The 24,685-nt window shown below is 66.7% G+C and carries 25 protein-coding genes; 17 read left to right on the top strand and 8 right to left on the bottom strand.

Annotation, left to right across the window (positions count from 1 at the left end):
* On the top strand, positions 1-315 hold the full coding sequence (locus Q0Q48_RS08505; RefSeq protein ID WP_295136600.1) for an H-NS histone family protein: 315 nt from the start codon (positions 1-3) through the stop codon (positions 313-315).
* 22 nt (positions 316-337) lie between these two features.
* Here the strand turns inward: Q0Q48_RS08505 and Q0Q48_RS08500 are convergent, their stop codons facing one another.
* Genes Q0Q48_RS08500 through Q0Q48_RS08485 form a run of 4 tightly spaced genes read right to left on the bottom strand, consistent with a single transcriptional unit; the run spans position 338 to position 3,366 of the window.
* Positions 338-1,510 (bottom strand): cytochrome c peroxidase, encoded by a 1,173-nt coding sequence (locus Q0Q48_RS08500; protein ID WP_295136598.1) that lies wholly within the window; start codon positions 1,508-1,510, stop codon positions 338-340.
* Complete coding sequence (locus tag Q0Q48_RS08495) at positions 1,507-1,908, bottom strand: FixH family protein (RefSeq protein WP_295136596.1); 402 nt, start codon at positions 1,906-1,908, stop codon at positions 1,507-1,509. The genes Q0Q48_RS08500 and Q0Q48_RS08495 overlap by 4 nt, the downstream gene beginning before the upstream one ends.
* Positions 1,905-2,723, bottom strand: a complete 819-nt coding sequence (locus Q0Q48_RS08490; RefSeq protein WP_295136594.1) for an amidohydrolase family protein — start codon at positions 2,721-2,723, stop codon at positions 1,905-1,907. The genes Q0Q48_RS08495 and Q0Q48_RS08490 overlap by 4 nt, the downstream gene beginning before the upstream one ends.
* 10 nt (positions 2,724-2,733) lie before the next feature.
* Entirely contained in the window at positions 2,734-3,366 is a 633-nt protein-coding gene (locus tag Q0Q48_RS08485) for a TIGR02466 family protein (protein WP_295136592.1), read from the bottom strand.
* A gap of 45 nt (positions 3,367-3,411) precedes the next feature.
* On the opposite strand from Q0Q48_RS08485, the gene Q0Q48_RS08480 reads away from it, so the two are divergent.
* Both Q0Q48_RS08480 and Q0Q48_RS08475 read left to right on the top strand, forming a co-directional pair.
* Positions 3,412-4,302 (top strand): phytanoyl-CoA dioxygenase family protein, encoded by an 891-nt coding sequence (locus Q0Q48_RS08480; RefSeq protein WP_295136590.1) that lies wholly within the window; start codon positions 3,412-3,414, stop codon positions 4,300-4,302.
* 12 nt (positions 4,303-4,314) lie between these two features.
* Positions 4,315-4,869: a hypothetical protein gene (locus Q0Q48_RS08475; protein ID WP_295136588.1), complete on the top strand. Its 555-nt coding sequence runs from the start codon at positions 4,315-4,317 to the stop codon at positions 4,867-4,869.
* 3 nt (positions 4,870-4,872) lie between these two features.
* Here the strand turns inward: Q0Q48_RS08475 and Q0Q48_RS08470 are convergent, their stop codons facing one another.
* Positions 4,873-5,958: a citrate synthase/methylcitrate synthase gene (locus Q0Q48_RS08470; RefSeq protein WP_295136586.1), complete on the bottom strand. Its 1,086-nt coding sequence runs from the start codon at positions 5,956-5,958 to the stop codon at positions 4,873-4,875.
* Positions 5,959-6,041: 83 nt separating this feature from the next.
* Between Q0Q48_RS08470 and Q0Q48_RS08465 the strand changes: the two genes are divergently transcribed.
* From Q0Q48_RS08465 to plsY, 5 genes are all read left to right on the top strand, one after another.
* Positions 6,042-7,247 carry a citrate synthase family protein gene (locus Q0Q48_RS08465; RefSeq protein WP_295136584.1) on the top strand — a complete coding sequence of 402 codons (1,206 nt, stop codon included), beginning with the start codon at positions 6,042-6,044 and terminating at the stop codon, positions 7,245-7,247.
* A gap of 74 nt (positions 7,248-7,321) precedes the next feature.
* Entirely contained in the window at positions 7,322-8,287 is a 966-nt protein-coding gene (locus Q0Q48_RS08460) for an aspartate carbamoyltransferase catalytic subunit (RefSeq protein WP_295136582.1), read from the top strand.
* Positions 8,284-9,633, top strand: coding sequence for a dihydroorotase (gene pyrC, locus Q0Q48_RS08455; protein ID WP_295136580.1), 1,350 nt, complete (start codon positions 8,284-8,286; stop codon positions 9,631-9,633). Before Q0Q48_RS08460 ends, pyrC begins: the two co-directional genes overlap by 4 nt.
* 62 nt (positions 9,634-9,695) lie before the next feature.
* Entirely contained in the window at positions 9,696-10,505 is an 810-nt protein-coding gene (locus tag Q0Q48_RS08450; protein ID WP_295136578.1) for a hypothetical protein, read from the top strand.
* 9 nt (positions 10,506-10,514) lie between these two features.
* Positions 10,515-11,123: a glycerol-3-phosphate 1-O-acyltransferase PlsY gene (plsY, locus tag Q0Q48_RS08445; protein WP_295136576.1), complete on the top strand. Its 609-nt coding sequence runs from the start codon at positions 10,515-10,517 to the stop codon at positions 11,121-11,123.
* Here plsY and Q0Q48_RS08440 read toward each other — a convergent pair whose 3' ends face one another.
* Positions 11,124-12,137: a putative 2-aminoethylphosphonate ABC transporter substrate-binding protein gene (locus tag Q0Q48_RS08440; protein WP_295136575.1), complete on the bottom strand. Its 1,014-nt coding sequence runs from the start codon at positions 12,135-12,137 to the stop codon at positions 11,124-11,126.
* Positions 12,138-12,225: 88 nt separating this feature from the next.
* On the opposite strand from Q0Q48_RS08440, the gene Q0Q48_RS08435 reads away from it, so the two are divergent.
* The 9 genes from Q0Q48_RS08435 (at position 12,226) to Q0Q48_RS08395 (ending at position 24,108) form a co-directional block, all read left to right on the top strand.
* Entirely contained in the window at positions 12,226-13,401 is a 1,176-nt protein-coding gene (locus Q0Q48_RS08435) for an MFS transporter (protein ID WP_295136573.1), read from the top strand.
* 58 nt (positions 13,402-13,459) lie between these two features.
* Positions 13,460-14,515 (top strand): DNA-processing protein DprA, encoded by a 1,056-nt coding sequence (gene dprA, locus Q0Q48_RS08430; protein ID WP_295136571.1) that lies wholly within the window; start codon positions 13,460-13,462, stop codon positions 14,513-14,515.
* 50 nt (positions 14,516-14,565) lie between these two features.
* A complete protein-coding gene (gene topA / locus Q0Q48_RS08425; protein ID WP_295136569.1) occupies positions 14,566-17,268 on the top strand; it encodes a type I DNA topoisomerase in 2,703 nt (900 codons plus the stop codon).
* Positions 17,261-19,537 (top strand): ribonuclease R, encoded by a 2,277-nt coding sequence (rnr, locus tag Q0Q48_RS08420; RefSeq protein ID WP_295136567.1) that lies wholly within the window; start codon positions 17,261-17,263, stop codon positions 19,535-19,537. Before topA ends, rnr begins: the two co-directional genes overlap by 8 nt.
* 23 nt (positions 19,538-19,560) lie before the next feature.
* On the top strand, positions 19,561-19,965 hold the full coding sequence (locus Q0Q48_RS08415; protein ID WP_295136565.1) for a DUF983 domain-containing protein: 405 nt from the start codon (positions 19,561-19,563) through the stop codon (positions 19,963-19,965).
* 128 nt (positions 19,966-20,093) lie between these two features.
* A complete protein-coding gene (locus Q0Q48_RS08410; protein ID WP_295136563.1) occupies positions 20,094-21,608 on the top strand; it encodes a S41 family peptidase in 1,515 nt (504 codons plus the stop codon).
* A gap of 82 nt (positions 21,609-21,690) precedes the next feature.
* Positions 21,691-21,858 carry a 50S ribosomal protein L33 gene (rpmG, locus tag Q0Q48_RS08405; RefSeq protein ID WP_020696277.1) on the top strand — a complete coding sequence of 56 codons (168 nt, stop codon included), beginning with the start codon at positions 21,691-21,693 and terminating at the stop codon, positions 21,856-21,858.
* 95 nt (positions 21,859-21,953) lie between these two features.
* Positions 21,954-23,453 (top strand): aldehyde dehydrogenase, encoded by a 1,500-nt coding sequence (locus Q0Q48_RS08400; RefSeq protein WP_295136560.1) that lies wholly within the window; start codon positions 21,954-21,956, stop codon positions 23,451-23,453.
* A gap of 106 nt (positions 23,454-23,559) precedes the next feature.
* Positions 23,560-24,108 (top strand): hypothetical protein, encoded by a 549-nt coding sequence (locus Q0Q48_RS08395; protein ID WP_295136558.1) that lies wholly within the window; start codon positions 23,560-23,562, stop codon positions 24,106-24,108.
* 2 nt (positions 24,109-24,110) lie between these two features.
* Here Q0Q48_RS08395 and Q0Q48_RS08390 read toward each other — a convergent pair whose 3' ends face one another.
* The gene (locus Q0Q48_RS08390) at positions 24,111-24,443 is read right to left on the bottom strand and encodes an isochorismatase family protein (RefSeq protein ID WP_295136556.1); all 333 of its coding nucleotides are present in this window, start codon (positions 24,441-24,443) and stop codon (positions 24,111-24,113) included.
* The gene (locus Q0Q48_RS08385) at positions 24,406-24,669 is read right to left on the bottom strand and encodes an isochorismatase family protein (RefSeq protein ID WP_295136554.1); all 264 of its coding nucleotides are present in this window, start codon (positions 24,667-24,669) and stop codon (positions 24,406-24,408) included. Before Q0Q48_RS08385 ends, Q0Q48_RS08390 begins: the two co-directional genes overlap by 38 nt.
* Between the last annotated feature and the right edge of the window lie 16 nt (positions 24,670-24,685).

The following is a 24,685-nucleotide window of genomic DNA, read 5'->3' as shown; positions in this document are numbered from 1 at the left end:
ATGAAGATAAAGTCGATGGCCTTTGACGACTTGGTCGTAATGCGCGCGCAGATCGATGCGGAAATCGAGACACGCATTTCAAGGCAGCGCATGCGGTTGATCGAAGCTATTACCGAACTTCGTGGAACAGCCCCCGGCAAGATCGGGGCGGAGCGTCGTGGCAAAGCACATCCACTCAAGGGTAGAGAGCTGCCGCCGCTTTATCGCAATCCGAAGAACGCGTCCGAGACGTGGGCCGGCCGCGGCAACCGTCCGAGATGGCTCGCGGCTGCCCTCAAGAGCGGCAAGAAGCTGGAATCCTTCCTGATCAAATAGCGCGTTTCGGCCTCGAGAGGCTTTAAGGACAGAGCGGCGCCGGTGTTGAGCGCGGTGGCGGCTCGGCATCGAGCGAGCGGAGGAAGGCCACGAGATCGGCGCTCTGCTCCGCCGTCAGGCCGAGCGGCCGCACCAATGGGATGCCGTCGCTGTGGAGGCGATCGGGACTTACCTCCGAATAGTGCCTTACGACGTCTTCGAGGGTCGCCAGGCTGCCATTGTGCATGTAAGGGCCGCCGCGGCCCACCTGGCGCAGGCCGGGTACACGAAATTCCCCGAAGTTCGTATGCTGGCGTTGAACGTGCCGCGTACGCCGGGTGTTGTTGCCGCTGGCATCGTCATTGTACTTGCCCAGCAGGTTGAAGGGGCTGGCCGCCAGCCGCGTCAACCCGCCGAGGCGACCGGGGTCGACCTCTCCTGGCCGCACGAAGAATGGAATCCCGACGTCGCCGAACTCGCCGCTCGTGAAGCGCGGACCGAGATGGCAGAGGTTGCAATTGGCCTCGCCGATGAAGAGTTTGAGGCCGCGCTGCGCGGCAAGCGAATAGCGCGACGCCCGCTCGCGATCGCCGGCCACGAGGGCATCGCGGAAATCATCGAACGGCGTGCGCGGACTGACCAGCGTCGCCTGGAAGGCCGCCAGCGCCTTGGCCGTCTCGACCAGCAGCCGCTCGTCGTCGTTGCCAGGCTTGCTGCCGAAAGCCCTTTCGTAGCCGCACGTCAGGGCGGTGTCGCCGCGCAGCAGTGCGGCCACGCGCGCCGCCTCGCCGTTCATCTCGCGAGGATCGAGCAGCGGACGGATGCTCTGCGCCCAAAGTGAGTCGCCTGCCCCATCCCAGCCGAACCAGTGGAGGTAGCCGATGTTCCACAGCGACGGCGTGCGACGGTCGAGTTCGACTGTTCCACGCGCCCTGGCGAGGCCGTCGCTCCACTCGCGACCGGCCTGATGGCAGGTGGCGCAACTCACGCGGCCATCGCCAGACAGCCGGGGCTCGTTGAAGAGATGCTCGCCGAGCAGGATGCCGGCCGGCGTGCCCGATACCTTGTTCGAGGGATCACGCACCGGCGATGGTGGCCACGGGCCGTGCCGCCCCACGCTCCCGATCTCCTCGGGTGTCCAGTCGAGCAGTTGCTGCGCAGAGACGCCACCGGACCAGGCGGCCAGCAGTGCAAGCAACACCAGCAATCGGGTCACTTGAGGATGATATCGTGCGTCAGGTTCTCGCTTTCCTCGCCTGCGCGCACGTTGAAGGTGATCTCCCATCGGCCTGGCATGTGGAACAGCATGCCCTCGGCCCTGAAACGGCCGTCCCCCTTCGCTACGATGCGGGGCCGGTAATTCATGCCATGTCGATGCTCGGGCATGCTGGCATCCACGGCCAGCAGCTCGGCCGGCTCGCCGCCTTTGGTACAGACATTGAGGACCAGCGCGAACGGCTCGCCCACCTCGATACGCAGCGGGTCGGAACGGAACGCCATCAGGTAGTGATCGGAGTAGACAACCCAACCCGTGCCGCGGCCGAGGTCGAGCGGGCAATCGGCCCAGGCCGGCGTCGCGAGAAGAAATCCCGGCAACGCGACCGCCAGCTTCATTGCGCCCCTCCGAACAGCCGGTCCCCATTCTCGTAGGCGATCTTGCGCGCAACGTCCGGCGGCAGGTCCGAAAGCCACTGCCGCGACCAGCGCGCGTTCTCGATCACATAGTGCCAACGCTCCGGCGTAAAGGTGTCGCTGCCCAGCACGAACCGATCGGGAAACTCGATAAAGAGCTCGCGCCAGCCCGGCGCGACCCTGCCGTTGGAGACGTGCGCCGTGAGAAAGGCGAGGTCGCACCACAGGGTGGGATACCGGCGCAGCATCTCGCGTACCTTCTCCGGTCGCTCGAAACCCGAATGCGCCCACAGAACCCTGGCAGTCGGGTCCTGCTGGAAATGCCGCGTCACGGCATCGGCATCGGAATGCGAGTGCAGGTAGAGACCGTACTGCTTCGCCAGCTCGACGACGCGTCGCACGTTCGGAAGGTCGGCATCCGCGCCGTAAATGTGGAACTCGCCGATCGCCCTGTACCTGCGCTTCGAAAGCAGGTCCTCGAGGTACGGGATCAGCGTCGGATCCTTCGCCCAGGTCGAGATCTCGCCGCGCGAACGATAGGGCCGCAGCTCGGGCACGATCGTGTCCGGCGCCACGTCCTGCAGCATCTTCGTGCCCTCGTTGTTCGAACTGGACACCATCGCGCGCTTGATGCCCGCCTTCTTCAGGATATCGACCACTTCCTTGGGCGGCACGACCGACCAGGCGTCGTGGCTGTAGTGCATATGCGCGTCGAAGATCGGCAGCTCGTCAGCCGCCCGCGCGGAAGACACGCCGACGGCGGAGAAGACAAGAAGGACCAGGGCAAGGAGGCGCATCGTTGCTCCGTCAGCGACCGGCCTTTGGCGGGCAGGCGTAGTTGAAGCTAATCGAGATGCGTTCGCCGGAGAAGTGCGCGGGAGGCACCTCGTGGCGCAGCCAGCTTTCGAACAGCACCAGATCGCCGTCATGCGCCGACACGCTGACGAAGGAGCGATAGGCCTCCGGCGCATCGGCGCGGCGTGGCGGTGCGGCCATCTGATAGGCGAGCCGCGGATCCTCGAACTTGATCGCCCCCGCGCCCTTCGGCACCGACACGTAATAGGTGCCGCTGACGAAGGAGGTCGGATGGATGTGCATGGAATGGACGGTGCCGGCCGGCATGAGGTTGGCCCAGCAATCGGTCATCTCCAGCGTACGACCGGAAAGATCGTAGTGGAGGTCGCGCGCGAAGGACTTCACGTGCGGATCGATGCGCCGGCGGAGCCGGTCGAACAGCGAGGAGACGAGGTGCAGACGGTCGAGCGAGCCGTAGGAGGTATAGCCGCCGAGATAGTGTTTGGCCGACCAGCGCTGCCCCGCCGCGTCCGAAGCGGCGAGCGACTGGCACTCGTCGGCGAGGTCCTGGTTGAAGCGCCGCCAGCGCCGGTCGACGAGCGACTCGCGATAGACAAGGGTCGGAAAGAGGGTTCGGCTCGTCATGCCGCGATTATCGATGATGCGGGCCTGGCGTGCTATGTTTTCCGCATGTTGACCGATCATCAAATCGAGACTTACCGTCGCGACGGCTATCTCGTGATCCCGCGCCTGATCGAGGGGGAGCAGCTCGCCGAACTACGAGCGCTCACCGACCGTCTGGTGGCGGACGCGCGCGGCGTCTCGGCCAACGACGAACTCTACGATCTGGAACCCAGCCACAGCGCCACCATGCCCAGGGTGCGCCGGCTGAAGCCGGCCATCTTCAAGCGCCACGCCTTCTTCGGCGCACTAGCCCGCGACCCCAAGATCACGTCCCTGCTCTCGCGGCTCATCGGTCCGTCGATCCGCCTCCATGGCGGCAAGCTCAACATGAAGTCGGCAGGCTATGGTTCGCCGGTCGAGTGGCACCAGGACTGGGCCTTCTATCCACACAGTAACGACGACGTTCTGGCGACCGGCATCTATCTCGACGATTGCGACGAGGCCAACGGCCCTCTCATGGTGGTACCCGGCAGCCATCACGGCCCGGTCCACGACCACCATGCCAACGGCCGGTTCTGTGGCGCTTTCGATCCGCAGGCAGCCGGCATAGACGTCGCGAAGGCCGTGCCGCTCGTGGGCCCGGCCGGTTCGATGACGATCCATCATGCGCGGCTGGTGCACGGCTCGGCGCTCAATCGATCCAATCGCCAGCGGCGGCTCCTGCTGCACAAATATGCGGCCGCCGACGCCTGGCCATTGATGGGCGTGGCCGACTTCGACGAGTTCAACGGCCGCATGGTGCTGGGCGAGCCGACAATCGAGCCGCGCGTGCGGCCGGCGCCGGTGCGCATGCCCCTGCCGCCGGCCGATCACCAGGGGTCGATCTACGAGAACCAGCGTGGATCGGGCCGCCGCTTCTTCGCGACCTACGAGGAGCAGCCCGCTCTTGCCGGCTAGGCTTGCCTGCCCATGATTACGCGGCGGCACGCACTGGCCACCTCCGCCCTGCTGCTTGCCGCGTCCGGTGCGCACGCCCAACACGTTCGATGGACCGACTGGCTCGGCACCTATTCCGGCACCGCCAGCTTCCACCGCGCGCTCCCGCTGGAGGACATCGTCCCGCCGCCCACGTCGCCACGAGAGGAATTCGGCGGTGGCACACCCTTTTCGATTCAGTTCGCGGTGCGCAGCGTCGATGACAGGCCGGCCATCTGGCTCCGCATCGACGGCGGGCCGATGCAGACCGACGAGGTCGGCGAGACGATGTTTTTCGGATCGCTGACGGGCGGTGTGGCCCTGCTGCGCTCGGCCGATGCGCGCGCCCTGCCGCGTTCGGCCAGCCTGACCGTGCGACCGAACCAGCTCGGCACGGAGGCGCTGTTCACCCACGCCGACGGCAGCTTCTGGCGCCGCTACTTCACGGCCACCTTCACGCCGGCCGGCGCCGACGTGATCCTCTGGGTCTTCGACGCCACCGGCACGCGGGCCCGCACCTGGCGCGGCTCGACGGTCCGTCGAGCCTGAGGCTCAGGCCGGCCGCGGCCCGACGTAGGTCGATTGCGGCCGAATCAACCGCCCGCCCCTCTCCTGCTCGAAGATGTGCGCGCACCAGCCTGCGGCACGTCCGACGGCGAACAGGGCTGTGAAGGCGCTGCGCGGCACCTCGAGCGCCTCCAGGAGAAGCGCCGTGTAATATTCGACGTTGGTGTCGAGGCGTTGCTTGGGCTTGTATTTGCGCAGCGATTGTATGGCGCTGCGTTCGACCTCGACCGCGAAGCCCAGTCTCCCCGCCGTCTGCGGCAGCTTCGCGACGGCGTTCTTCAGGACATCGGCCCTGGGATCTCGCTTCTTGTAGACCCGGTGGCCGAAGCCCATCAGACGCGTGCCCCTGGCGAAGGCATCGTCGAGCCACGCCTCGGCGCGCTCGGGCGATCCGATCTCGTCGAACATATCGAGCACGGGCCCCGGCGCTCCGCCATGCAAAGGGCCCTTCAGGGCGCAGAGCGCAGCCAGTACCGAGGAGATCAGGCCGGCACGTGTCGACGCGACGACCCTCGCCGTGAAGGTCGAGGCGTTGAAGCCGTGATCGGTGACCGTTGCGAGATAGGTATCGAGACCCTTCTCGAAGGCCTCGTCGGCACGACGGCCGCGGATCATGCGCAGGAGATCCTGCGCCGTCGTGAGGGCCGGATCCGGCGCGAGGGCCGGCTTGGAGTCAGCTGCCCGCAGCAGCGCCGCCAGAAAGACCGGCAGCGCGCCACAGACCAGAAAGTGGTGCGGCACGGGGTCCGAATCGGGCAGCATGCCGAGGCCGACCCTCAGCCCCTCGACCGGATTGAGCCCCTTGGCCGCCCCCAGCAGCTTCGGGACGTCCGCGAAGGCGCGCACACGCGCCGCGGCCAGGCCGGCTCGGACCGCCGCCTCATCACCGCCGCCGGCTGCGAAGCCCTCCCAGAGCAGCGCGGCCACACCCTCGAAGCCTCGCGTCCTCACCAGGTCCTCGATCGCCTGGCCGCGAACGATCAGCCGACCGGCCTCCCCATCCACCTCGCTCATCACCGTGTCGGCCACGATCACGCCGTCGAGCCCGCTGTCCACCCGTGTCTGCAGCATCGCAATCCCCTTGCTTGTTCGGGCTCAACATTCGATCCAACCAATATATTGTCAATATTGACTGATTTAATCCATAATAAGAAATGCCTACGGAATGGTTGAGCTCGAAAGAAGCGGCGCGGCGCCTCGGCGTCTCCGCCGCCACTCTCTATGCCTATGTGAGCCGCGGCCTGCTGCGCTCCGAGGGTACGAACGGACAGCGTGAGCGGCGCTACCGGGCCGATGACGTTGCCCAGCTCAAGCGTCGGCGCGATGTCGGCCGCAAGGCCGAGTCGATCGCCGCCAATGCGCTCGACTTCGGCACGCCCGTTCTCGAATCATCGCTCACGCTGATCGAGAACGGTCGCCTCTTCTATCGCGGCCAGGACGCCGCACGGCTGGCGCGCAACAGCTCGCTGGAGCAGGTCGCGCAGCTTCTCTGGGATTGCGACGACCGGCCCTTCGCCGCGCGTAACCTGCCGCCGATGTCGGCGGCGTTGCGCAGCGCCTGGCAGACGGCCTCGGCCCTGCCGCCGGTCGATGCCTGTCTCGTCCTCCTGACGGCCGCGTCGCGCTGGGACCATCCGAGCTGGGTCGAGGATCGCCCGGCCATGCTCGAGACCGGCGCACGTATCCTGCGGCTGCTGGCGGCGGCCGTGACGGGCCAGCCGCTCTCCGACCGGCCGATCCACGAGCAGGTGGCCGCCGCCTGGAACGTCCCGGCCGGACAGGCTTCGCTGATCCGCGCCGCGCTCGTCCTCTCCGCCGACCATGAGTTCAACGCATCCGCCTTCGCCGCGCGCGTCGTGGCCTCCACCGGGGCCAATCTCTATGCTTCGACGATGGCGGGCCTGGTGGCTATCAACGGCCCCCGTCACGGCGGCCTCACGCGCCGTGTGGCAAGTCTCCTCGCCGATCTCGCTGCTGCGCCCGACATCGATGCGGAAATTTCGCGGCGGGTGAGTGAGCGAATCTACATCCCCGGCTTTGGCCATCAGCTCTATCCGGACGGCGATGTCCGGGCCGTCGCCCTCTTCTCGATGATGCGCGAGCTCCTTCCCGGTTCCGCAGAGCTGGCCTTTGCCGAGCGCGTGGCGGGCGCCGTGGAACAGCAGATCGATCGCAAGCCGAACGTCGATTTCGCGACCGTGACACTTGCGCGCGTTCTCGGCCTGCCGAATGACTCCGCACTGGCCCTGTTCCTGCTCGGACGCACCGTCGGTTGGATCGCACATGCCATCGAGCAGGCCGCACACGGCGCACTGATAAGGCCTCGGGCGCGCTATACCGGACCGCGTCCGCCGGCGTGATTCGCCTCTCGCCGGTTATCCACCAAAACGCTTTCTTGCGAGGGCCGCACGCGCGTGCTTAACGTCGCGCTTTAGTGACAAACAATCGCGCGGGCGTGCCGAGGTTGCCCCACCTTCTCGGCATCGAAGGTCTTTCGCCTGAAACGATTTCGGGCTTGCTCGACCTATCTGAAACCTACATCGACCAGAACAGGTCCGTTGACAAACGGCGCGACAGGCTCGCCGGCCGTACGATCATCAACCTGTTCTTCGAGAATTCGACGCGCACGCGGACGAGCTTCGAAGTTGCCGCCAAACGGCTGGGCGCCGACGTCATCAATATGGACGTCGCCACGTCCTCGGTGCGCAAGGGAGAAACCCTGCTCGACACGGCGATGACCTTGAACGCCATGCGGCCCGACGCCATCGTCGTACGGCACCACGAGTCCGGCGCCGTCAATCTTCTGTCGCAGAAGGTCAACTGCGCCGTCATCAACGCCGGGGACGGGCAGCACGAACATCCGACGCAGGCGTTGCTCGACGCTGTCACCATCCGACGACGACGCGGCAGCCTGGAAGGTCTCCTCGTGGCGATCTGCGGCGACATCATGCACAGCCGCGTGGCCCGCTCGAACATCCACCTTCTGCAGATCATGGGCGCCCGTGTGCGCGTGGTCGGCCCACCCACCCTGATGCCGACCGACGTCGACAAGATGGGCGTCGAGGTTCACTACAACATGAAGACGGGCCTGAAGGACGTCGACATCGTGATGATGCTGCGGCTGCAGACCGAACGGATGCAGGGCTCCTTCGTGCCGTCGATCAGCGAATACTTCCATTTCTTCGGCCTCGACCGGGCCAAGCTCGCCTATGCCAAGCCCGATGCACTGATCATGCACCCCGGCCCGATGAACCGCGGCGTGGAGATCGACTCGGAAGTCGCCGACGATCTAGACCGGAGCGTGATCCATGAGCAGGTCGAGATGGGCGTCACCGTGCGCATGGCCTGCCTCGACGCCCTGATCGGCGGGCAGCGCAACCAGATCGGGAACGGGGCATGAGCGGCAAGATCGACAAGCTCGCGCCGCCACACGCCGGCTCGACCGCCTACATCAACGCCCGCATCGTCGACCCGACCGGGAATTCCGAGTATCTCGGCGCCGTCCTGATCAGCGACGGCAAGATCGCCGACTTCGGTCCCAACCTCTTCGCCTCGGGTGCACCCTACGGCATCCAGTCGGTCGACTGCCGCGGCTTCTATCTTGCACCCGGCCTCGTCGACACGCGCGTTCATACCGGAGAGCCCGGAGAAGAGCACAAGGAGACGCTGGAAAGCGCCGGCGCCGCGGCTGCGGTGGGCGGCATCACCTCGATGGTGCTGCTGCCCGACACCGAGCCGCCGTTCGACGATGCGTCCCTGATCGAGTTCGTGGCGCGCCGCGCCCGCCAGATCAAGCTCGCCAACATGTACGCCTACGGCGCGCTGACCGTTGGCCTCGAGGGCAAGGAACTCGCGGAAATCGGCCTGCTGGCAGAAGCCGGCGCCGTGGCCTTCACCGATGCCGACCATGCCGTCGCCAATGCCCAGGTCATGCGGCGCGCGCTCTACTACGCCAAGACCTTCGATGCGCTGATCGTCCACCTGCCGCAGGAGCCGACCCTGTCCGGCGGCACCATGACGAGCGGTGCAATGGCGACGCGCCTTGGCCTGTCGGGCTGTCCGCCGCTCGCCGAAGTGATGATGGTCGAGCGCGACATCCGGCTGGCCGAGATGACCGGCGGCCGCATGCACCTGACCAAGATCTCGACCGCGGAGTCTGTCGAGGCGATTGCCGCCGCCAAGGCGCGCGGCCTCAAGATCACCTGCGATACCGCCGCACCCTATTTCGCACTGAACGATTTGGCAGTCGGAGACTATCGCACCTTCGGTAAGCTGGTGCCGCCGCTGCGCGCCGAGAAGGACCGGCTGGCCGTCGTCGAAGGGCTGAAGAACGGCACGATCGACGCGATCGTCTCCGATCACCGGCCGCAGGACCAGGACAGCAAGCGCGTGCCTTTCGCCCAGGCCGAGCCGGGCGGCATCGGGCTCGAAACCCTGCTGCCGATCTCACTCGAACTGGTGCACGGTGGTCATCTCACCCTGCCCAGGCTGTTCCAGCTCCTCTCATCCACGCCGGCGTCGCTGTTTGGTCTGCCGGCCGGAAAGCTCGCGAAGGGCGCGCCGGCGGATCTGGTCCTGTTCGATGCCGACTATGCCTGGAAGATCGATCGCGATGATCTGTGGAGCAAGACCAAGAACTCGCCCTTCGACGAACGCCCGGTACAGGGCCGGGCCCTTGCGACGATCGTCGGCGGCCGGACGATCTACCGCGACGACAGCTTCGCAGCCGCGGCCACGGCCGCCTAACCGATGCCTTCAAACGGCCATCTGGTCTGATATGGTCGTTTCCGTCTTTAAACGGGGAACCGATGATGCTCCGGCACTCACTTCTTCTCGGCGTCGCGACGATCGCGCTCGCCGGCACCGCCCACGCCCAGCAGCGCGGCGGGTCGCGTGACGACCTTCTGGATGCGCTGACGCGCCATATCCAGATCTGCAGCGAGATCACAGAGACCCAGGCGCGACTGTCCTGTTACGACCGCCTGCAGACCCAGGTCGGCGGTGTTCAGGCCCCGGCGGCGGCGCCCGTCGCCTCGACGCCCGCCCCGACGCCGACGCCGCTTCAGGCGACGCCCACGCCTCTTTCGCCGATGCCGAGCACGGGCTCCTCGATCAGCGCCGCGCCGCTGACGCCCCAGCCCCTCGGCGTGCCCGGCGGCGGCACGGCGACCTTGGGCAGCCCCCAGCCGCTCGGTGCACCGACGCCCACCGCGCCGGCGGCCGCGCCATACGATCCCAATGCCGCCTTCGACCCGAGCCGGTCGACCTACCGGCCGCCGGAGGCCATGGGACCGAAGCCGCAGCCGCAGGCCCGTCGCAGCGGCCCGCGTCCGGTGCCGAACTTCGCCACGCCGCAGCCGCTGGTCACCATCGGCGCCAACAACCTGACCTACGGGCCGTCACGCTACTGGCAGGTCACGATCGTGCTGAAGTCCAACGTGCAGCGCGCGGTCGATACGCAAGCGGTCTGCACCTTCATGAACGGCAGCCGCGCGCTGGAAGATGCCTACTACGGTCCGGTCTCGATCCAGCCCGGCGAGCAGATCACCACTGAGCTGATCGGACCGCCGACCACGGCCTATGTCGACTCGACGAACTGCAGGCTGCTGAGCCCGTAGGACGCGGCGATGATCTCGACCCTGATCCTGATGGCCGGCCCGTTCCTGATGGGCTACCTGATGGGCTCGATCCCGTTCGGGTTGTTGCTGACTCGCGCCGCCGGACTGGGCGACATCCGCAACGTCGGCTCCGGCAATATCGGCGCTACCAACGTGTTGCGCACCGGCCGCAAGGGACTGGCTGCGGCGACCTTGCTGCTCGACGCCCTGAAGGGCGTGGCGGCCGTGCTGATCGCCGACCAGGTGGGTCAGCTCCCGGCCGTCGGTGCCGCCGCCGGCGCCGTGCTTGGCCACATGTTCCCGGTCTGGCTGGGCTTCAAGGGCGGCAAGGGAGTCGCCACGACGCTGGGAGTGATGTGGGGCCTGTCGTGGCCGGTCGGCGCGATCGCCTGCGCTGCCTGGCTGCTGTTCGCCGCCGCCTTCCGCTACTCCTCGCTGGCGGCGCTGCTCAGCGTGGTGATCGCCGCGATCGCCGCCTGGTTCCTGACCGACCCGCGGGCGGCGATGCTGCTTACCCTGCTGGTCCCGCTCGTGTGGGTGCGCCACCATGAGAACATCGCGCGCCTGCTCAACGGAACGGAGTCCAAGATTGGCCAGGGCAAGAAGCAGGCAGCCTGATCACTTGCGGGCCGCCTTGCCCTCGTAGCGCTTCGTCCATTCCGCGAGGATTCGCGCCCGGTTTTCCGAAGCCCAGGCGAAGTCGTTGCTGATCATCGATTCGGCAACCCCGGCAGGATAGTCGGGAATTTTGCTGGCGATGCCAGGGATCGCGACCTGGCTGACGAACGACGCATAGAGCTCGTTGGCCCGCCGACTGGCCGCGAAATCCATGAGCCGGCGCGCGGCTTCCGGTTTCTTCGTGCCGCGCAGGATGGCCGCCGCATCCATGTCCCAGCCGCCGCCCTCCTTCATCATGAGACCTTCGATCGGCGCCCCCTTCTGACGGGCGCTGGCAGCCGCCAGTTCGTAGGAAATGCCGACCGGAAATTCACCCGACGCCGCCTGACGGCAGGGCCTCGTGCCGGATTGTTCGTAGACGGCGATGTTCTCATGGAGCTTGTCCATGAACGCCCACGCCTTGTCTTCGCCGAACATCTGGATCCAGGCCGAAACGTGGAAATAGCCCGTACCCGACGAGGCCGGATGCGGCATGGTCAGCTTGCCCTTGAAGCGGGGGTCGAGCAGGTCGAACCAGGATTGCGGCTTGGGCAACGACGGTTTTTGCGCCTCGATCGTGTTGAAGCACACCGCGGCAACCCACGCCTCCATGCCGACCCAGGCCGGCGGATCGGCAGGATCGCGGAACGCCGGCTTGATCGCGGCCAGGTTCCCGGGTGCGTAGGGCTCGAGCAGGCCGCGCCTGTCGAGCAGCAGCATAGACGTGACGGCCAGGCCCCAGATCGCATCGGCACGCTGCTGCCCCTGCTCGGCCAGGATCTTTGCCGTGACGACGCCGGTCGAATCGCGGTTCCACTGGATCTCGATGTCGGGGTTCTCGGTCTCGAACGTCTTCTTGAAGTCGTTGAGGTTCTCGACTTCGAGGGTCGAATAGACTTCGAGGCGCGTCCGATCCTGCGCCGCCGCTGTCGCCGCGGCCAACACGCAAACGACGGCCGCCCACCATCTCGTCATTGCTCGTTCCTTCACAGCAGGAAGTTCATGGCACATATATCGATCCGGCCGATGCAGGTCGTCGCCATTCCTGTCATAGCAGCGGCGCATGAGCATTTCTTCGTCCCGCGGCCTGCCCTGGGCCCTGATCGGCGCCGCCTGCCTGGGATCGTTCGCCGCGACGTCGAGCGGGACCACGCGTGCCCCCTTCCTGCTGGAGATGTCGCACGATCTCGATGTCTCGATGCCGCTCGTCGCCAACCTGGTTTCGTTGACGGCCACGGCCTGGGGGCTCACCTCTGCGCTCGGCGGCTGGATGTCGGATGTCATCGGACGTCGGCCGATCCTCATTGCGGCGCCTCTTGCCCTCGCTCTTACGCTGGTGGCGCAGGCCGCCGCGGGCTCTTTCTTCTGGGTCGGCGTGTGGGCGGCGCTCAGCGGCGGATGCGCCGGCGCCTTCACCGGCGTCATCTTCGCCGAAGTCTCCTCGCATGTGCATGACAGCCAGCGCGGCCGCGCGCTGGGCTGGGTGATGAGCGGCCAGTCCCTGACTCTGGTCGTCGGCGTGCCGATGGCCGCTGCCGTGGGTTCGGTCTTCGGCTGGCGCGGCTGGCTGCTTTGCGTCGCGGGCCTGTCGATCGCCGCCGTGATCAGCCTGTTCCTGACCGTCGGCCGCGGCAGCGCAGGCCACACGCGTGCCGCCGGTACGCGGCCCTCTCTGCGCGCGGCCCTCTCCCGGCGTGTGCTGGGTCTGCTCGGCACCGGCGTCGCCGAACGCATCTGCTACGGACTCGCGGTGGTCTACTTCGCCACCTTCATGCAGGTCACCTATCACATGACCCTGATCGAACTCGCCATTCCCCTGGCGGTGTTCGCACTCGGCAATATCGCCGGCACGGTACTGGGCGGCCAGCTCGCCGACCGGCTGCGCGACCGGCTCCTCACCTTCGCCGTCGCCATGGCCTTGTCCGGCGTGGCGGCGCTCGTCCTGTTCACCTGGCATCCTGGCCCGGCCGTTTCGGTCGCCGTGGGGTTCGTCTACGTGCTGCTGAACGCGCTCGGACGGCCATCCTATATGGCCTCCCTCGCCTCCGTGCCGGAGGACGTGCGCGGCACCGTGCTCGGCCTGAACGGCACCTCGGCCAGCGTCGGCTGGATCGGGGCGGCCGCCCTGGGGGCTGTCATGATCGGCTCGGCCGGCTTCGAGGGATTCGGCCCGCTCATCGCCCTGCTCGCCCTGCTCGGCGCCGGGGGCGCGCTGCTCAGTCGCCGCAGCCGCGCCTGAAGTGGATTGCTACTATTGGTTGTTTTACAAACATGAATTGCCCGCCTATCGTCGCCCCATGTTCGACGGTCCCCATCGCATCGAGATCACACCGGCGGAGCGTCGCGCCCGGCTGAGGCTGGCGCGCAGCGCGCGGATCGGCCCCGTCACCTTCCACGAGGCGCTGGCGCATTTCGGATCGGCCCGCGCGGCCTGCGCCACCCTGGCGACCATTTCCGAGGCCGCGATCGAGCGCGAGGAAAAGGCGCTCGCTGCCCGCGGTGGACGCTTCGTGGTGGTGGGTGACGAACTCTATCCCGCCGCGCTGTCCACCCTGCCCGATGCGCCGCCGATCCTCTCCGCCGTCGGCGACATCGCTCTTCTCGATCGCCCGACCCTGGCCATCGTCGGAGCCCGCGAGGCGTCCCTGGCCGGGCGCCAGTTTGCCGCCGCCCTCGCCGCTGCGCTGGGTTCGGCGGGCTTCCTGATCGCCTCCGGTCTCGCCAGGGGCATCGACGCGGCCGCTCACGAGGCGGCCCTCGACAGCGGGACGGTCGCCGTGCTGGCCTGCGGTGTCGATCAGGTCTACCCGCCGCAGAACGCCGCCCTGCAGGATGCAATCGCCACGCGCGGCCTGATCCTGAGCGAGGTGGCCCTGGGAGCACCGCCCATCGCGCGCGCCTTCCCGCGACGGAACCGGATCGTGAGCGGCCTCTCGGCCGGCATCGTCGTCATCGAAGCGGCCGCCCGGTCGGGCTCCCTCATCACCGCCCAGCGGGCGGCCGAACAAGGCCGAGAGGTGTTTGTGGTGCCCGGCTCGCCAATGGACCCGAGATACGCCGGATCCAATAGCCTCATTCGGGACGGGGCCATTCTGGTGCGCGACGCGAACGATATTCTCGGCGTCCTGGGCTGCCCCAGGGCGGCGGCGCAACGTCTTGAAAAACCGACCGAAATGCCGGCCGACACAGATGCCGCACGGATCATGCAAATCCTGGGCTCCGTCCCCACTGCGGTTGACGAACTGGTGCGCCGGTGCCAAGTGTCCGCCGCCTCCATAGCGGAGGTCCTCATGGCTCTCGAGCTGGAGGGCCGCCTGGAGAGGCACCGGGGTAACCGCGTATCTCTGATTTAGATCAGTGATTTAGCTCCGGTACTTGAGATCAAACGGAGCATGTTCCGGCGATGGACGTACTGGTCGTCGAGTCCCCGGCCAAGGCTAAGACCATTGGGAAATACCTAGGCCCCGGCTACACCGTGCTGGCCTCGTATGGTCATGTCCGTGACCTTCCTCCCAAGGATGGCTCGGTTCGGCCGGACGAGGATTTCGCCATGGATTGGGAGGTCGACCCCCAGTCGCAGAAGCGTCTGGATGCGATTGCTCATGCCGTCAGCAAGGGCGGCAAGCTCTACCTCGCCACCGACCCGGATCGCGAAGGCGAAGCGATTTCCTGGCATGTTCTCGACGTCCTGCAACGCAAGAAAGCGTTGCAGGATGTCGACGTGAAGCGCGTCACGTTCAACGCCATCACCAAGAAGTCGGTGCTCGATGCCGTCGCCAACCCGCGCGACCTCGACCAGCCGCTGATCGATGCCTACCTTGCGCGCCGCGCCCTCGACTATCTGGTGGGCTTCACCCTCTCCCCCGTCCTGTGGCGTAAGCTGCCCGGCAGCCGCTCGGCCGGTCGCGTCCAGTCGGTGGCACTCCGTCTGATCTGCGAGCGTGAATCGGAAATCGAGGTCTTCAAGAGCCGCGAGTACTGGACCGTCGATGCCTATTTCGGCACGGCCAAGAAGCAGGTGCTGAAGGCCCGCCTCACCCACCTCGACGGCCGCAAGCTCGAGAAGTTCGACCTCGACACGAAGGAACGCGCCGAGCAGGCGAAGCACGCGATCGAGCGCCGCGCCTTCGCGGTTTCCTCGATCGACCGCCGCCAGGTTCGCCGCAATCCGCCGCCGCCTTTCATCACCTCGACCCTGCAGCAGGAAGCCTCGCGCAAGCTCGGCCTCGGCGCCGCCACCGCCATGCGCATTGCCCAGCGCCTCTATGAAGGTGTCGACATCGGCGGCGAGACGGTCGGCCTCATCACCTATATGCGTACCGACGGCGTGCAGCTCGCTCCCGAGGCGATCGGCCAGACCCGCCGGCTGATCGAGACGAAGTATGGCGCGGCTTACGTGCCCGCCAGTCCGCGCATCTACACGTCCAAGGCCAAGAACGCCCAGGAGGCGCACGAGGCGATCCGCCCGACCGATCTGTTCCGCACGCCACAGGACGTCGCCGCCTATCTAGATAAGGACCAGCTGGGTCTCTACGAGCTGATCTGGAAGCGCACCGTCGCCAGCCAGATGGAAAGCGCCGTGCTCGACCAGGTGACGGTCGACATCGCGAGCGGCGACAAGACCGTGCAGTTGCGCGCCACCGGTTCGGTGGTGAAGTTCAACGGCTTCCTCACCCTCTACGACGAGGGCCAGGACGACAAGAGCGACGACGAAGAGACCGGCGCGATCCTGCCCGACGTCACCGAGAACGAGGCGCTGGATCGGCGCGAGGTCGTGCCGGAGCAGCACTTCACCGAGCCGCCGCCCCGCTATTCGGAAGCGAGTCTCGTGAAGAAGCTCGAGGAACTCGGCATCGGCCGTCCCTCGACCTACGCCAGCATCATCGAGGTCCTGCAGCGCCGCAACTACGTGCGCCTCGACCGCAAGCGCTTCATTCCCGAGGATCGCGGCCGCATCGTCACCGCGTTCCTGCAGACCTATTTCCCGCGCTACGTCGAGTACGGCTTCACCGCCCATCTCGAGGAAGAGCTGGACGATATCTCCAGCGGCAAGATCGATTGGCACGAGGTACTGCGCGAATTCTGGAAGGCGTTCTCCGCCGCCGTCGGCGAGACCAAGGAACTGCGCGTCAAGGAAGTGCTCGACAAGCTCGACGAGGAGCTAGGCCCCCACTTCTTCCCGGCCAATGACAATGGCGGCAAGAATCCGCGCCACTGTCCGTCCTGCGCCAACGGCCGGCTCGGCCTGAAGCTCGGCAAGTTCGGCGCCTTCATCGGCTGCTCGAATTATCCGGAGTGCCGCTTCACGCGGAAGCTCGGAATCGTCGATGCCGACGCGGACGCGGCCAGTGGGGAAAATCTCGACGGGCCGAAACTGCTGGGCCTCGATCCGGTCACCGGTAAACCCGTGACGCTGCGCAAGGGTCCCTATGGTCTCTACGTCCAGCTGGGCGAGCCCGAAGGCAAGGAGAAGCCGAAGCGGCAGTCACTGCTGCGCGACATGACGCCGGGCGACCTGACGCTCGAAAAGGCACTGGCGCTTCTGGCCCTGCCGCGCGAACTGGGCCCTCATCCCGAGGATGGAGAAGTCATCCTGGCCGGCGTCGGCCGCTTCGGTCCCTACGTGAAGCACGGGCCGAAATACAAATCCGTTCCGTCCGACGAGAGCGTGCTCGACATCGGCATGAACCGCGCGGTGGCCCTGCTCGCCGAGGCAAAGACGCCGCGCGGCCGAGCCGCCGCCAAGCCGATCCGCAGCATTGGCAACCATCCCTCCGACGAGGCGCCAGTCGAACTCTACGAAGGGCGCTACGGTCCCTACGTCAAGCATGGTGGCGTCAATGCCACCGTCCCGCGCGACATCAAGCCGGCGGAGCTGACGCTCGACCAGGCGGTCGCGCTTCTGGCCGAACGCGCCGCCAAGGGCGGAGGCAAGAAGCCGAAGGCAGCGCGGCCCAAGAAGGCGGTAGCCTCGGCGGCCAACGACGCCGGCGACAAGCCGAAGGCTAAAAAGGCGACGGCGAAGAAGAAGCCGGCCGCCAAGAAGAAGGCGGCCAAGGCGAAGGACAAGTCCGACACCCCGCCCCGCACGGGCACCGATGGCTAAGGGCAAGGTCCCGACCCGCGACGAACTGCTGGCCTTTATCCGCGACAGCGAAACGCCTGTCGGCAAGCGCGAGATCGCAAAAGCCTACGGGCTGAAGGGCGACCAGCGGATCGAGCTCAAGGAACTTCTGCGCGACCTGCGCGACACGGGAGAGATCGCGCCGGACCGCGCCAAGACCTTCCGTCACCCCGAGTCCCTGAGCGACATGGTCGTGCTCGAGATTGTCTCGGTCGACGACGACGGCCACCTGCTGGCCGTGCCGCGCCGGCATGACGACGACAAGGACGGTCCTCCGCCGCGCATCGAGGTCTCTGCACCAGCCTCGCGCAACGTGCCCGCCCTGGCGGTCGGTGACCGCGTGCTGGCAAGCATGAAGCGCCGCGGCAAGAACACCTACGAGGCGAAAGTCGTCCGCCGGCTGGGCAGCGGACCGAAAAAGATCCTCGGCCTCTACGAGGAGCCGCCCGGCCGGAACGGGCTCGGCCTCGTCACGCCGACCGACCGCAAGCTGCGCCGCGAGTTCGACGTGAGGCCGAGCGACAGGAACGGCGCGCTGGCCGGCGACATCGTCTGGATCGAGGAGATCGGTGGCGCGCTGGCGCGGCGCGCACGTATCGTCGAGCGCATCGGGCCGATGAGCGATCCGCGCACCGTGAGCCTGATCTCGATCGCCGCCAACGACATTCCGATCGACTTCCCCGAGGCCGCAATCGAGGAAGCCGACAAGGCCAAGGCCGCTCCGATGGGCCACCGCCTCGACTTGCGCGACGTGCCGCTGGTTACGATCGACGGTGAGGACGCCCGCGACTTCGACGACGCGGTATTCGCGGAGCCCGATCCCGCCCACCCCGGCGGCTGGCGCATCCTCGTGGCCATCGCCGACGTCGCCTGGTACGTGCGCCACGACCGGCCGCTCGACCGCGCCGCCTATCGCCGCGGCACCTCGGTCTATTTCCCCGATCGCGTCGTGCCGATGCTGCCCGAGCAGCTCTCCAACCACTGGTGCTCGCTGGTCCCGCGCGAGGATCGTCCCGTGCTGGTGGCCGAGATGTGGATCGACGGCGAAGGCCATCTGAAGCGCCACAAGTTCCACCGCGCCATGATGCGCTCGGCCGCGCGACTCACCTACAACCGCGTGCAACGCGCCATGGACGGCACGCCGGACGCCGAGATCGAGCCGCTGATGGACGAGGTCGTCCGCCCCCTCTACGGTGCCTACCGCGTCCTGCTGGCCGCCCGCGAGGCCCGTGGCGCCCTCGACCTCGACCTGCCGGAGCGCCAGGTGACGCTGGGCAAGGACGGCCATATCGCCACGATCGGCGTGCGCGAACGTCTCGACAGCCACAAACTGATCGAGGAGTTCATGGTCCTGGCCAACGTGGCGGCGGCGCAGGCTCTGGAACAGCGTCATGCGCCCTGCCTCTACCGCGTCCACGACCAGCCCGACCTCGCCAAGCTCGAAGCCCTGCGCGAATTCCTCGGCACACTCGGGATCAAGGTACCGACCGGCCAGCGGCTGCGCCCCGCCGACCTCAACCGTGTCCTGCACGAGGTCGCCGACAAACCGGTCTCCCAGCTCGTCAGCCAGACCGTGTTGCGCAGCCAGAGCCAGGCCGTCTACAGCCCGGACAATCTCGGCCATTTCGGCCTCGCCCTCGCCCGATACGCCCACTTCACCTCGCCCATCCGGCGTTTCCCCGACCTGATCGTGCATCGGGCCCTGATCGCCGCCTACGGACTGGGCGAAGGCGGCCTCTCCGCCGAGGACAAGGGCCGGTTCACCGAGTTCGGCGAGCACCTGTCGATGTGCGAGCGGCGCGCCGTCGCCGCCGAACGTGGCGCCATGGATCGCTACGTCGCGGCGTTCATGGCCGGCCATGTCGGGGCCGTGTTCCCCGGGCGCGTCAACGGAGTGACCCGCTTCGGCCTCTTCGCCACCCTCGAAGGCACCGGTGCCGATGGGCTCATCCCCATCCGCTCCCTCGGCCAGGAATTCTTCCGGCACGACGAGGGACGGCAGGTCCTGATCGGCGAACGGACCGGCGAGACCTTCGGCCTGGGCGACCGGTTGCAGATCAAGCTGGTCGAGGCCGATACGGCCACCGGCGGCCTCCTGTTCGAGATCGTCGACGTGATCGAGCGGGTCGAACGGCAGGCGGCGCCGCGGAGCTTTCGTTCGACATATGGCAAAGAACGCAGCGGACCGCCGCGGCGTCCGGTCGCGCATCGCGGCCCGCCACGGGACAAAGGGTCACGCCGACGCAAGTAGTCGCCGAGCGCATCTTATCCGTCATGGATGAGGAGCACGCTCCGGTTGATTTCTGGACCGCCCTGCTGAGGGGGTGGCATGGCCGTTGCCCGCGGTGCAACAAAGGCCATCTGTTCAGCTCGTATTTGAAGATGAAGGGCCATTGCGAGGCCTGCGAGTTGGCGCTTGAGCCCTACCGGGCCGACGACGCCCCCGCCTACTTCACCATCTTCATCGTCGGCCACATCGTCGTGCCGCTGGTTCTCCTGGTCGAGCGCTGGGGCGCCGAGCCGCCCCTCTGGGTTCATGCCCTCCTGTGGCTGCCGCTCTCTCTCGCACTCGCCCTGATTCTGCTGCCGCGGATAAAGGGCGCCGTAATTGCGCTGCTTTGGGTGCAGAAGGCTGCTGCTCCGAAGCCCGTGACCGAGAGCCTGGACCCCTCTGCCTGAACGACGTGGCCGCCCGCCGACGGCCTGTGCTATTGTGGTATTCGCCGCGTATGGAAATGCCTCAATTCCCTTTTCTGCGTTCGATGCTGCCGCGAGCCGCCGCATCGCTTCTTGCTGCGTGTCTGGTCGTGTCCTGCGCGACCTCTCCCGACACGCCGAGCAGTCAGGCGGACGCTCGCAGCCCGGCCGCCGGCGACGCCGGCATCGAACGGGTCGTCCTCCAGGCCTACCGGGCCATTGGCGACCGTCATCTCTATGAGCCCAACTTCCGCAACCTTTCGGTCGAGGCCTATCGCGGCTTCGCCAGCGGCGATTCCGCACTCGTGCTGGAGGCCAGCGACAGCAGCCTTACGGTGAAGCGCGACGGCAAGGAGATCGTGAGCCGCCCCGCTCCTGCCGACACGGCGGACGGCCGCGCCTGGGGCAGTATCCTGACGGAACTGATGGCCGGCTCGATCGACGCATCACCAGCGCTGCAGCAGGCTGACCGGCAGGCGCTCATCCGCCAGGCGATGACCGCCACCACCAAGCAGCTCGACCGCAACAGCCGCTATGCGGATCCCGACGAAGCCAAGGACAACCGCTTCCAGCGCGATGGCGGCGGCGGCGTCGGCATCACGGTCGAGCGAACCGACGAAAAGAAAATCCTGATTCGTGCCGTTCAGGAAGGGTCGCCCGCCGCCAAGGCCGGCATCCAGATCGGCGACCAGATCCTGGCGATCGACGGCGACTCGATGATCGATCGCCCGCTGTCCGACGTCGTGGCCAAGCTGCGCGGTTCGGTCGGCGCGCCGGTGACCATGACCGTGTTCCGTGCCTCCACGGGCGGGGAACTCGCCCTGCCGATGAAGCGTGGCCGCATCGTCCCGACCACGGTGGTCTACGAGCGCCGGGGCGACGTCGCCCTGATCCACCTGACGGGTTTCAACACGGCCACGACCGACAATCTCCGCGCCGCCCTCGACAAGGCAAAGGCCGACATCGGCAAGGACCTGACCGGCATCATCATCGACATGCGTTCGAACCGCGGCGGCCTGCTCGACCAGGCCCAATCGGTCTCGGAAGTGTTCATCGCGGACGGCACGATCTTCTCGACCAATGGCCGCCATCCCGACAGCAGGCGCACATATCGCAGCTCCAACGGCCGCGCCTCGGGACAGATTCCGATCGTGGTGCTGATGAACGGCGGCTCGGCCTCGGCAGCCGAGATCGTGGCGGCAGCCCTCCAGGATCGCGGGCGCGCCGTCGTTGTCGGCACCACCAGCTATGGCAAGGGCACGGTCCAGACCGTCGTGCGCCTGGCCAACGAGGGCGAGCTGATCCTCACCTGGTCGCGCCTGCAGGCCCCGTCCGGCTACACCTGGAACGAGCTGGGCGTGCTGCCGAACATCTGCACCTCAAAGGTCGGCGACGCCAGCAAGCTCGGCACCGCCTCGGTGGACTCCAACCAGGGCCAGTTGATGCGCTGGCATGCGCTGCGCAACCCGACGCCACAGGAGGTGGCCGACCTGCGCAAGATCTGCCCGCCGGGCGAGGCCGCGCCGGAGGCGGATGTCGATCTCGCCGTCCGTTTGCTGCACGATCGCGCCCTTTATGCCCATGCCGTGCAATCGGCGACCTATCAGGCCGCCGCCCGCCCCTAGCCTCAGCGCTTGACAAGGCGGCCCTGCCGACTACTTTGCGCGCCTCCGCGAATTCGCCCTCCAGGGCTCAAGGACAATTGCCATGGCCAAGCCGACCTCCATCCTGATCAAGATGATCTCCAGCGCCGACACGGGATTCTTCTACGTGACCAAGAAGAACCCGCGCACCAAGACCGAGAAGCTCGAACTCAAGAAGTACGATCCGGTCGCGCGCAAGCACGTCGTGTTCAAGGAATCCAAGATCAAGTAGCCTGCTGCATTGCAGGATAGACGATCAGGCCGCCCTTCCGGGCGGCTTTTTCGTGGGATAGGCTCCCGCGCAATTCAATGAGGAGGAAAGAGATCATGAGCGCCCAGCTTTCGCGCGACGACTGGAAAGGCCGCGTCGGCGGCCTCAGCTACCGGAACCAGGCCTTCATCGGCGGCAAGTTCGCGGCGTCGCTGACCGGCAAGACCTTCGACTGCGTCAATCCGGCGACGGGCCAGGTCCTCACCAAGGTTGCCGCCTGCGAGCAGGCCGATGTCGACGCCGCGGTGAAGGCCGCACGCGCCGCCTTCGAGAAGGGCACCTGGGCCAACATGGCGCCGGCCCAGCGCAAGCGCATCATGCTGAAGCTTGCCGACCTCATGATGAAGAACCGCGAGGAGCTGGCCCTGCTCGAGACACTCGACATGGGCAAGCCGATCGCCTTCTCGACCACGGTCGACATTCCGGGCTCGGCCAATACGATCCAGTGGTTCGCTGAGGCGATCGACAAGATCTACGACGAAGTCGCGCCGACGCCCGGCAACGTCATCGCCATGATCACCCGCGAGGCCGCCGGTGTGGTGGCCTGCGTCGTGCCGTGGAACTTCCCGCTCCTGATGGCCTGCTGGAAGATCTCGCCGGCTCTGGCTGCCGGCAACTCCGTCATCCTGAAGCCCGCCGAGCAGTCACCCCTCACCGCGCTTCGTCTCGCCGAACTGGCGGCCGAGGCGGGCATCCCCGAGGGTGTGTTCAACGTGCTGCCGGGCTTCGGCGAGACCGCCGGCCAGGCACTCGGCCGTCACATGGACGTCGACGTGCTGGCCTTCACCGGCTCGACGGAGGTCGGCAAGTACTTCCTCCGCTATTCCGGCGAATCCAACATGAAGCAGGTCTGGCTGGAGTGCGGCGGCAAGTCGCCGAACATCGTGCTGGCCGACGCACCCAACCTCGACATTGCCGCACGCCGCACGGCCTTTGGCATCTGGTTCAACCAGGGCGAGGTCTGCACTGCCGGCTCGCGCCTGATCGTCGAGGACAAGATCAAGGACGAGTTCCTCGCCAAGGTCATGGCGATCGGCCAGAAGATGATGCCGGGCGACCCGCTCGACCCGAAGACCCAGATGGGTGCCATGGTCGACGAGACCCAGACCAAGCGCGTGATGGGCTACATCGACGCCGGCCAGAAGGAAGGCGCCAAGCTCGCCATGGGCGGCAAGCAGGTGCACATCGACAATGCTGGCTCGTTCATCCAGCCGACCGTGTTCGACAACGTCGACAATCGGATGAAGATCGCCCAGGAGGAGATCTTCGGGCCGGTCCTGTCGGTCATCCCGGTCAAGGATGCCGAGCAGGCCCTCAGCGTCGCGAACGACACGATCTACGGCCTCGCCTCGGCGATCTTCACCGCCGACATCAACAAGGCCTTCAAGTTCGCCAAGAGCCTGCGCGCCGGCTCGGTCTGGGTGAATACCTATGACGGCGGCGACATCACCACCCCGTTCGGCGGCTACAAGCAGTCGGGCAACGGTCGCGACAAGTCGCTGCACGCCTTCGACAAGTTCACGCAGATGAAGACCACCTGGATCCAGCTGGGCTGATCCTGTTCGATCGAAGAGAAGCCGCGCCGGCAGCCACGCTGGCGCGGCTTTTTTCTGCCTCCGATCCCATGCCCGTCTGGGACACACGGCTCACCCGAGGTCGCTCATGAACAGTGAAGGACTGCATCATCTGAAGGAGCGCGGTATCGAGGAAATCCGGCGCTTCCTGCTGATGTTCATCTATCTCTACGTGGTCTTCGGCCTGTTCGTCCTGAACGAGAGCCTGGTCCTGTCCGAGCGGCATCTGTCCTTCGCGCCGCAGGGCTTCGCCCTGATCAACGCCGCCGTCATGGCCAAGGTCATGCTGATCGCCGAGAACCTGAAGCTCGGCCGCCGCTTCGACCATCTGCCGCTGATCTGGCCTGTGGCCTACATGGCCGGGTTGTTCGCCCTCGTATTCATGCTGTTCCATGCCATCGAGCGAATTGGCCTCGGCATGGTGGCGGGCCGGAGTCTGGCCGACAGCATGCCTCACATCGGTGGCACCACCTGGGAAGGCAAGCTGACGGTGTGGGCCATCATGACCATTTCGCTGCTGCCGTTCTTCGCGCTGCGCGAGATCGGGCAGATCATGGGCGAAGGCAGGCTCTGGCGGCTGATGTTCCATGCGCGTGACGCCTCCACGTTGAGCCGGCCACCGGCAGACGCGGCCTGAATTCAACCGCGCAGCACCGCGTCCACCGTGGTCACTTCGGCGTACTCGCCATCGAGAAGCGCCAGGGTGAGCTGATGCACTTCTTCGGCCGGCCATAGCCGGCCCGTCAGGTCGCGCTTGTCGCAGGACCAGCACGCGTCTGCCGGCAGCCGCACCTCGAAGCCGAGATTGGCGGCCACCCGCACCGTAGCTTCGACCGAATTGGCGAGCAGCACGCCGCAGATCACCAGCCGCGGCTTCCCGCCGCCGCCGGCCATCGCCTGGAGGCCGGCCGCCAGCTCGGTGCCGATAAAGGCACTATGGACCTTTTTTCGCCACCACCAGCTCGCCGGCACGCGGCGCCGTCAGCGGCAGAAAATCGTTGCCCTCCTGGCCCGGTCGGAACGGCGAATCGGGATCGGTGCTGTCATGCTTCACATGGACGATCGGTGCCGTGCGGCGACGCCAGTCGGCGAGCAGCCGGGCGATGTTGGCCTCGGCTGCCGGATTGTTGCGCGGGCCCCACTTGGGGTGATCCATGGCCTTCTGCTGGTCGATCACGATCAATACGTCTTCAGCCATGCATCCCTGCCCCTTG

The organism is uncultured Reyranella sp. (genome assembly GCF_945957355.1).
GTDB lineage: Bacteria > Pseudomonadota > Alphaproteobacteria > Reyranellales > Reyranellaceae > Reyranella.
Note: the sequence above shows the minus strand (reverse complement) of the source record. Positions and strands in the feature narration are given on the sequence as shown.

Excerpts from the sequence above, each read along its gene's own strand:
- dprA (WP_295136571.1), top strand. The coding sequence starts at position 13,460 with ATGTTCGACGGTCCCCATCGCATCGAGATCACACCGGCGGAGCGTCGC.
- Q0Q48_RS08505 (WP_295136600.1), top strand. The coding sequence starts at position 1 with ATGAAGATAAAGTCGATGGCCTTTGACGACTTGGTCGTAATGCGCGCG.
- Q0Q48_RS08395 (WP_295136558.1), top strand. The coding sequence starts at position 23,560 with ATGAACAGTGAAGGACTGCATCATCTGAAGGAGCGCGGTATCGAGGAA.
- plsY (WP_295136576.1), top strand. The coding sequence starts at position 10,515 with ATGATCTCGACCCTGATCCTGATGGCCGGCCCGTTCCTGATGGGCTAC.
- Q0Q48_RS08415 (WP_295136565.1), top strand. The coding sequence starts at position 19,561 with ATGGATGAGGAGCACGCTCCGGTTGATTTCTGGACCGCCCTGCTGAGG.
- Q0Q48_RS08495 (WP_295136596.1), bottom strand. The coding sequence starts at position 1,908 with ATGAAGCTGGCGGTCGCGTTGCCGGGATTTCTTCTCGCGACGCCGGCC.
- Q0Q48_RS08450 (WP_295136578.1), top strand. The coding sequence starts at position 9,696 with ATGATGCTCCGGCACTCACTTCTTCTCGGCGTCGCGACGATCGCGCTC.
- Q0Q48_RS08485 (WP_295136592.1), bottom strand. The coding sequence starts at position 3,366 with ATGACGAGCCGAACCCTCTTTCCGACCCTTGTCTATCGCGAGTCGCTC.
- Q0Q48_RS08475 (WP_295136588.1), top strand. The coding sequence starts at position 4,315 with ATGATTACGCGGCGGCACGCACTGGCCACCTCCGCCCTGCTGCTTGCC.
- Q0Q48_RS08435 (WP_295136573.1), top strand. The coding sequence starts at position 12,226 with ATGAGCATTTCTTCGTCCCGCGGCCTGCCCTGGGCCCTGATCGGCGCC.
- Q0Q48_RS08490 (WP_295136594.1), bottom strand. The coding sequence starts at position 2,723 with ATGCGCCTCCTTGCCCTGGTCCTTCTTGTCTTCTCCGCCGTCGGCGTG.
- pyrC (WP_295136580.1), top strand. The coding sequence starts at position 8,284 with ATGAGCGGCAAGATCGACAAGCTCGCGCCGCCACACGCCGGCTCGACC.
- Q0Q48_RS08385 (WP_295136554.1), bottom strand. The coding sequence starts at position 24,669 with ATGGCTGAAGACGTATTGATCGTGATCGACCAGCAGAAGGCCATGGAT.
- topA (WP_295136569.1), top strand. The coding sequence starts at position 14,566 with ATGGACGTACTGGTCGTCGAGTCCCCGGCCAAGGCTAAGACCATTGGG.
- Q0Q48_RS08470 (WP_295136586.1), bottom strand. The coding sequence starts at position 5,958 with ATGCTGCAGACACGGGTGGACAGCGGGCTCGACGGCGTGATCGTGGCC.
- Q0Q48_RS08440 (WP_295136575.1), bottom strand. The coding sequence starts at position 12,137 with ATGACGAGATGGTGGGCGGCCGTCGTTTGCGTGTTGGCCGCGGCGACA.
- rpmG (WP_020696277.1), top strand. The coding sequence starts at position 21,691 with ATGGCCAAGCCGACCTCCATCCTGATCAAGATGATCTCCAGCGCCGAC.
- Q0Q48_RS08400 (WP_295136560.1), top strand. The coding sequence starts at position 21,954 with ATGAGCGCCCAGCTTTCGCGCGACGACTGGAAAGGCCGCGTCGGCGGC.
- Q0Q48_RS08480 (WP_295136590.1), top strand. The coding sequence starts at position 3,412 with ATGTTGACCGATCATCAAATCGAGACTTACCGTCGCGACGGCTATCTC.
- Q0Q48_RS08465 (WP_295136584.1), top strand. The coding sequence starts at position 6,042 with ATGCCTACGGAATGGTTGAGCTCGAAAGAAGCGGCGCGGCGCCTCGGC.
- rnr (WP_295136567.1), top strand. The coding sequence starts at position 17,261 with ATGGCTAAGGGCAAGGTCCCGACCCGCGACGAACTGCTGGCCTTTATC.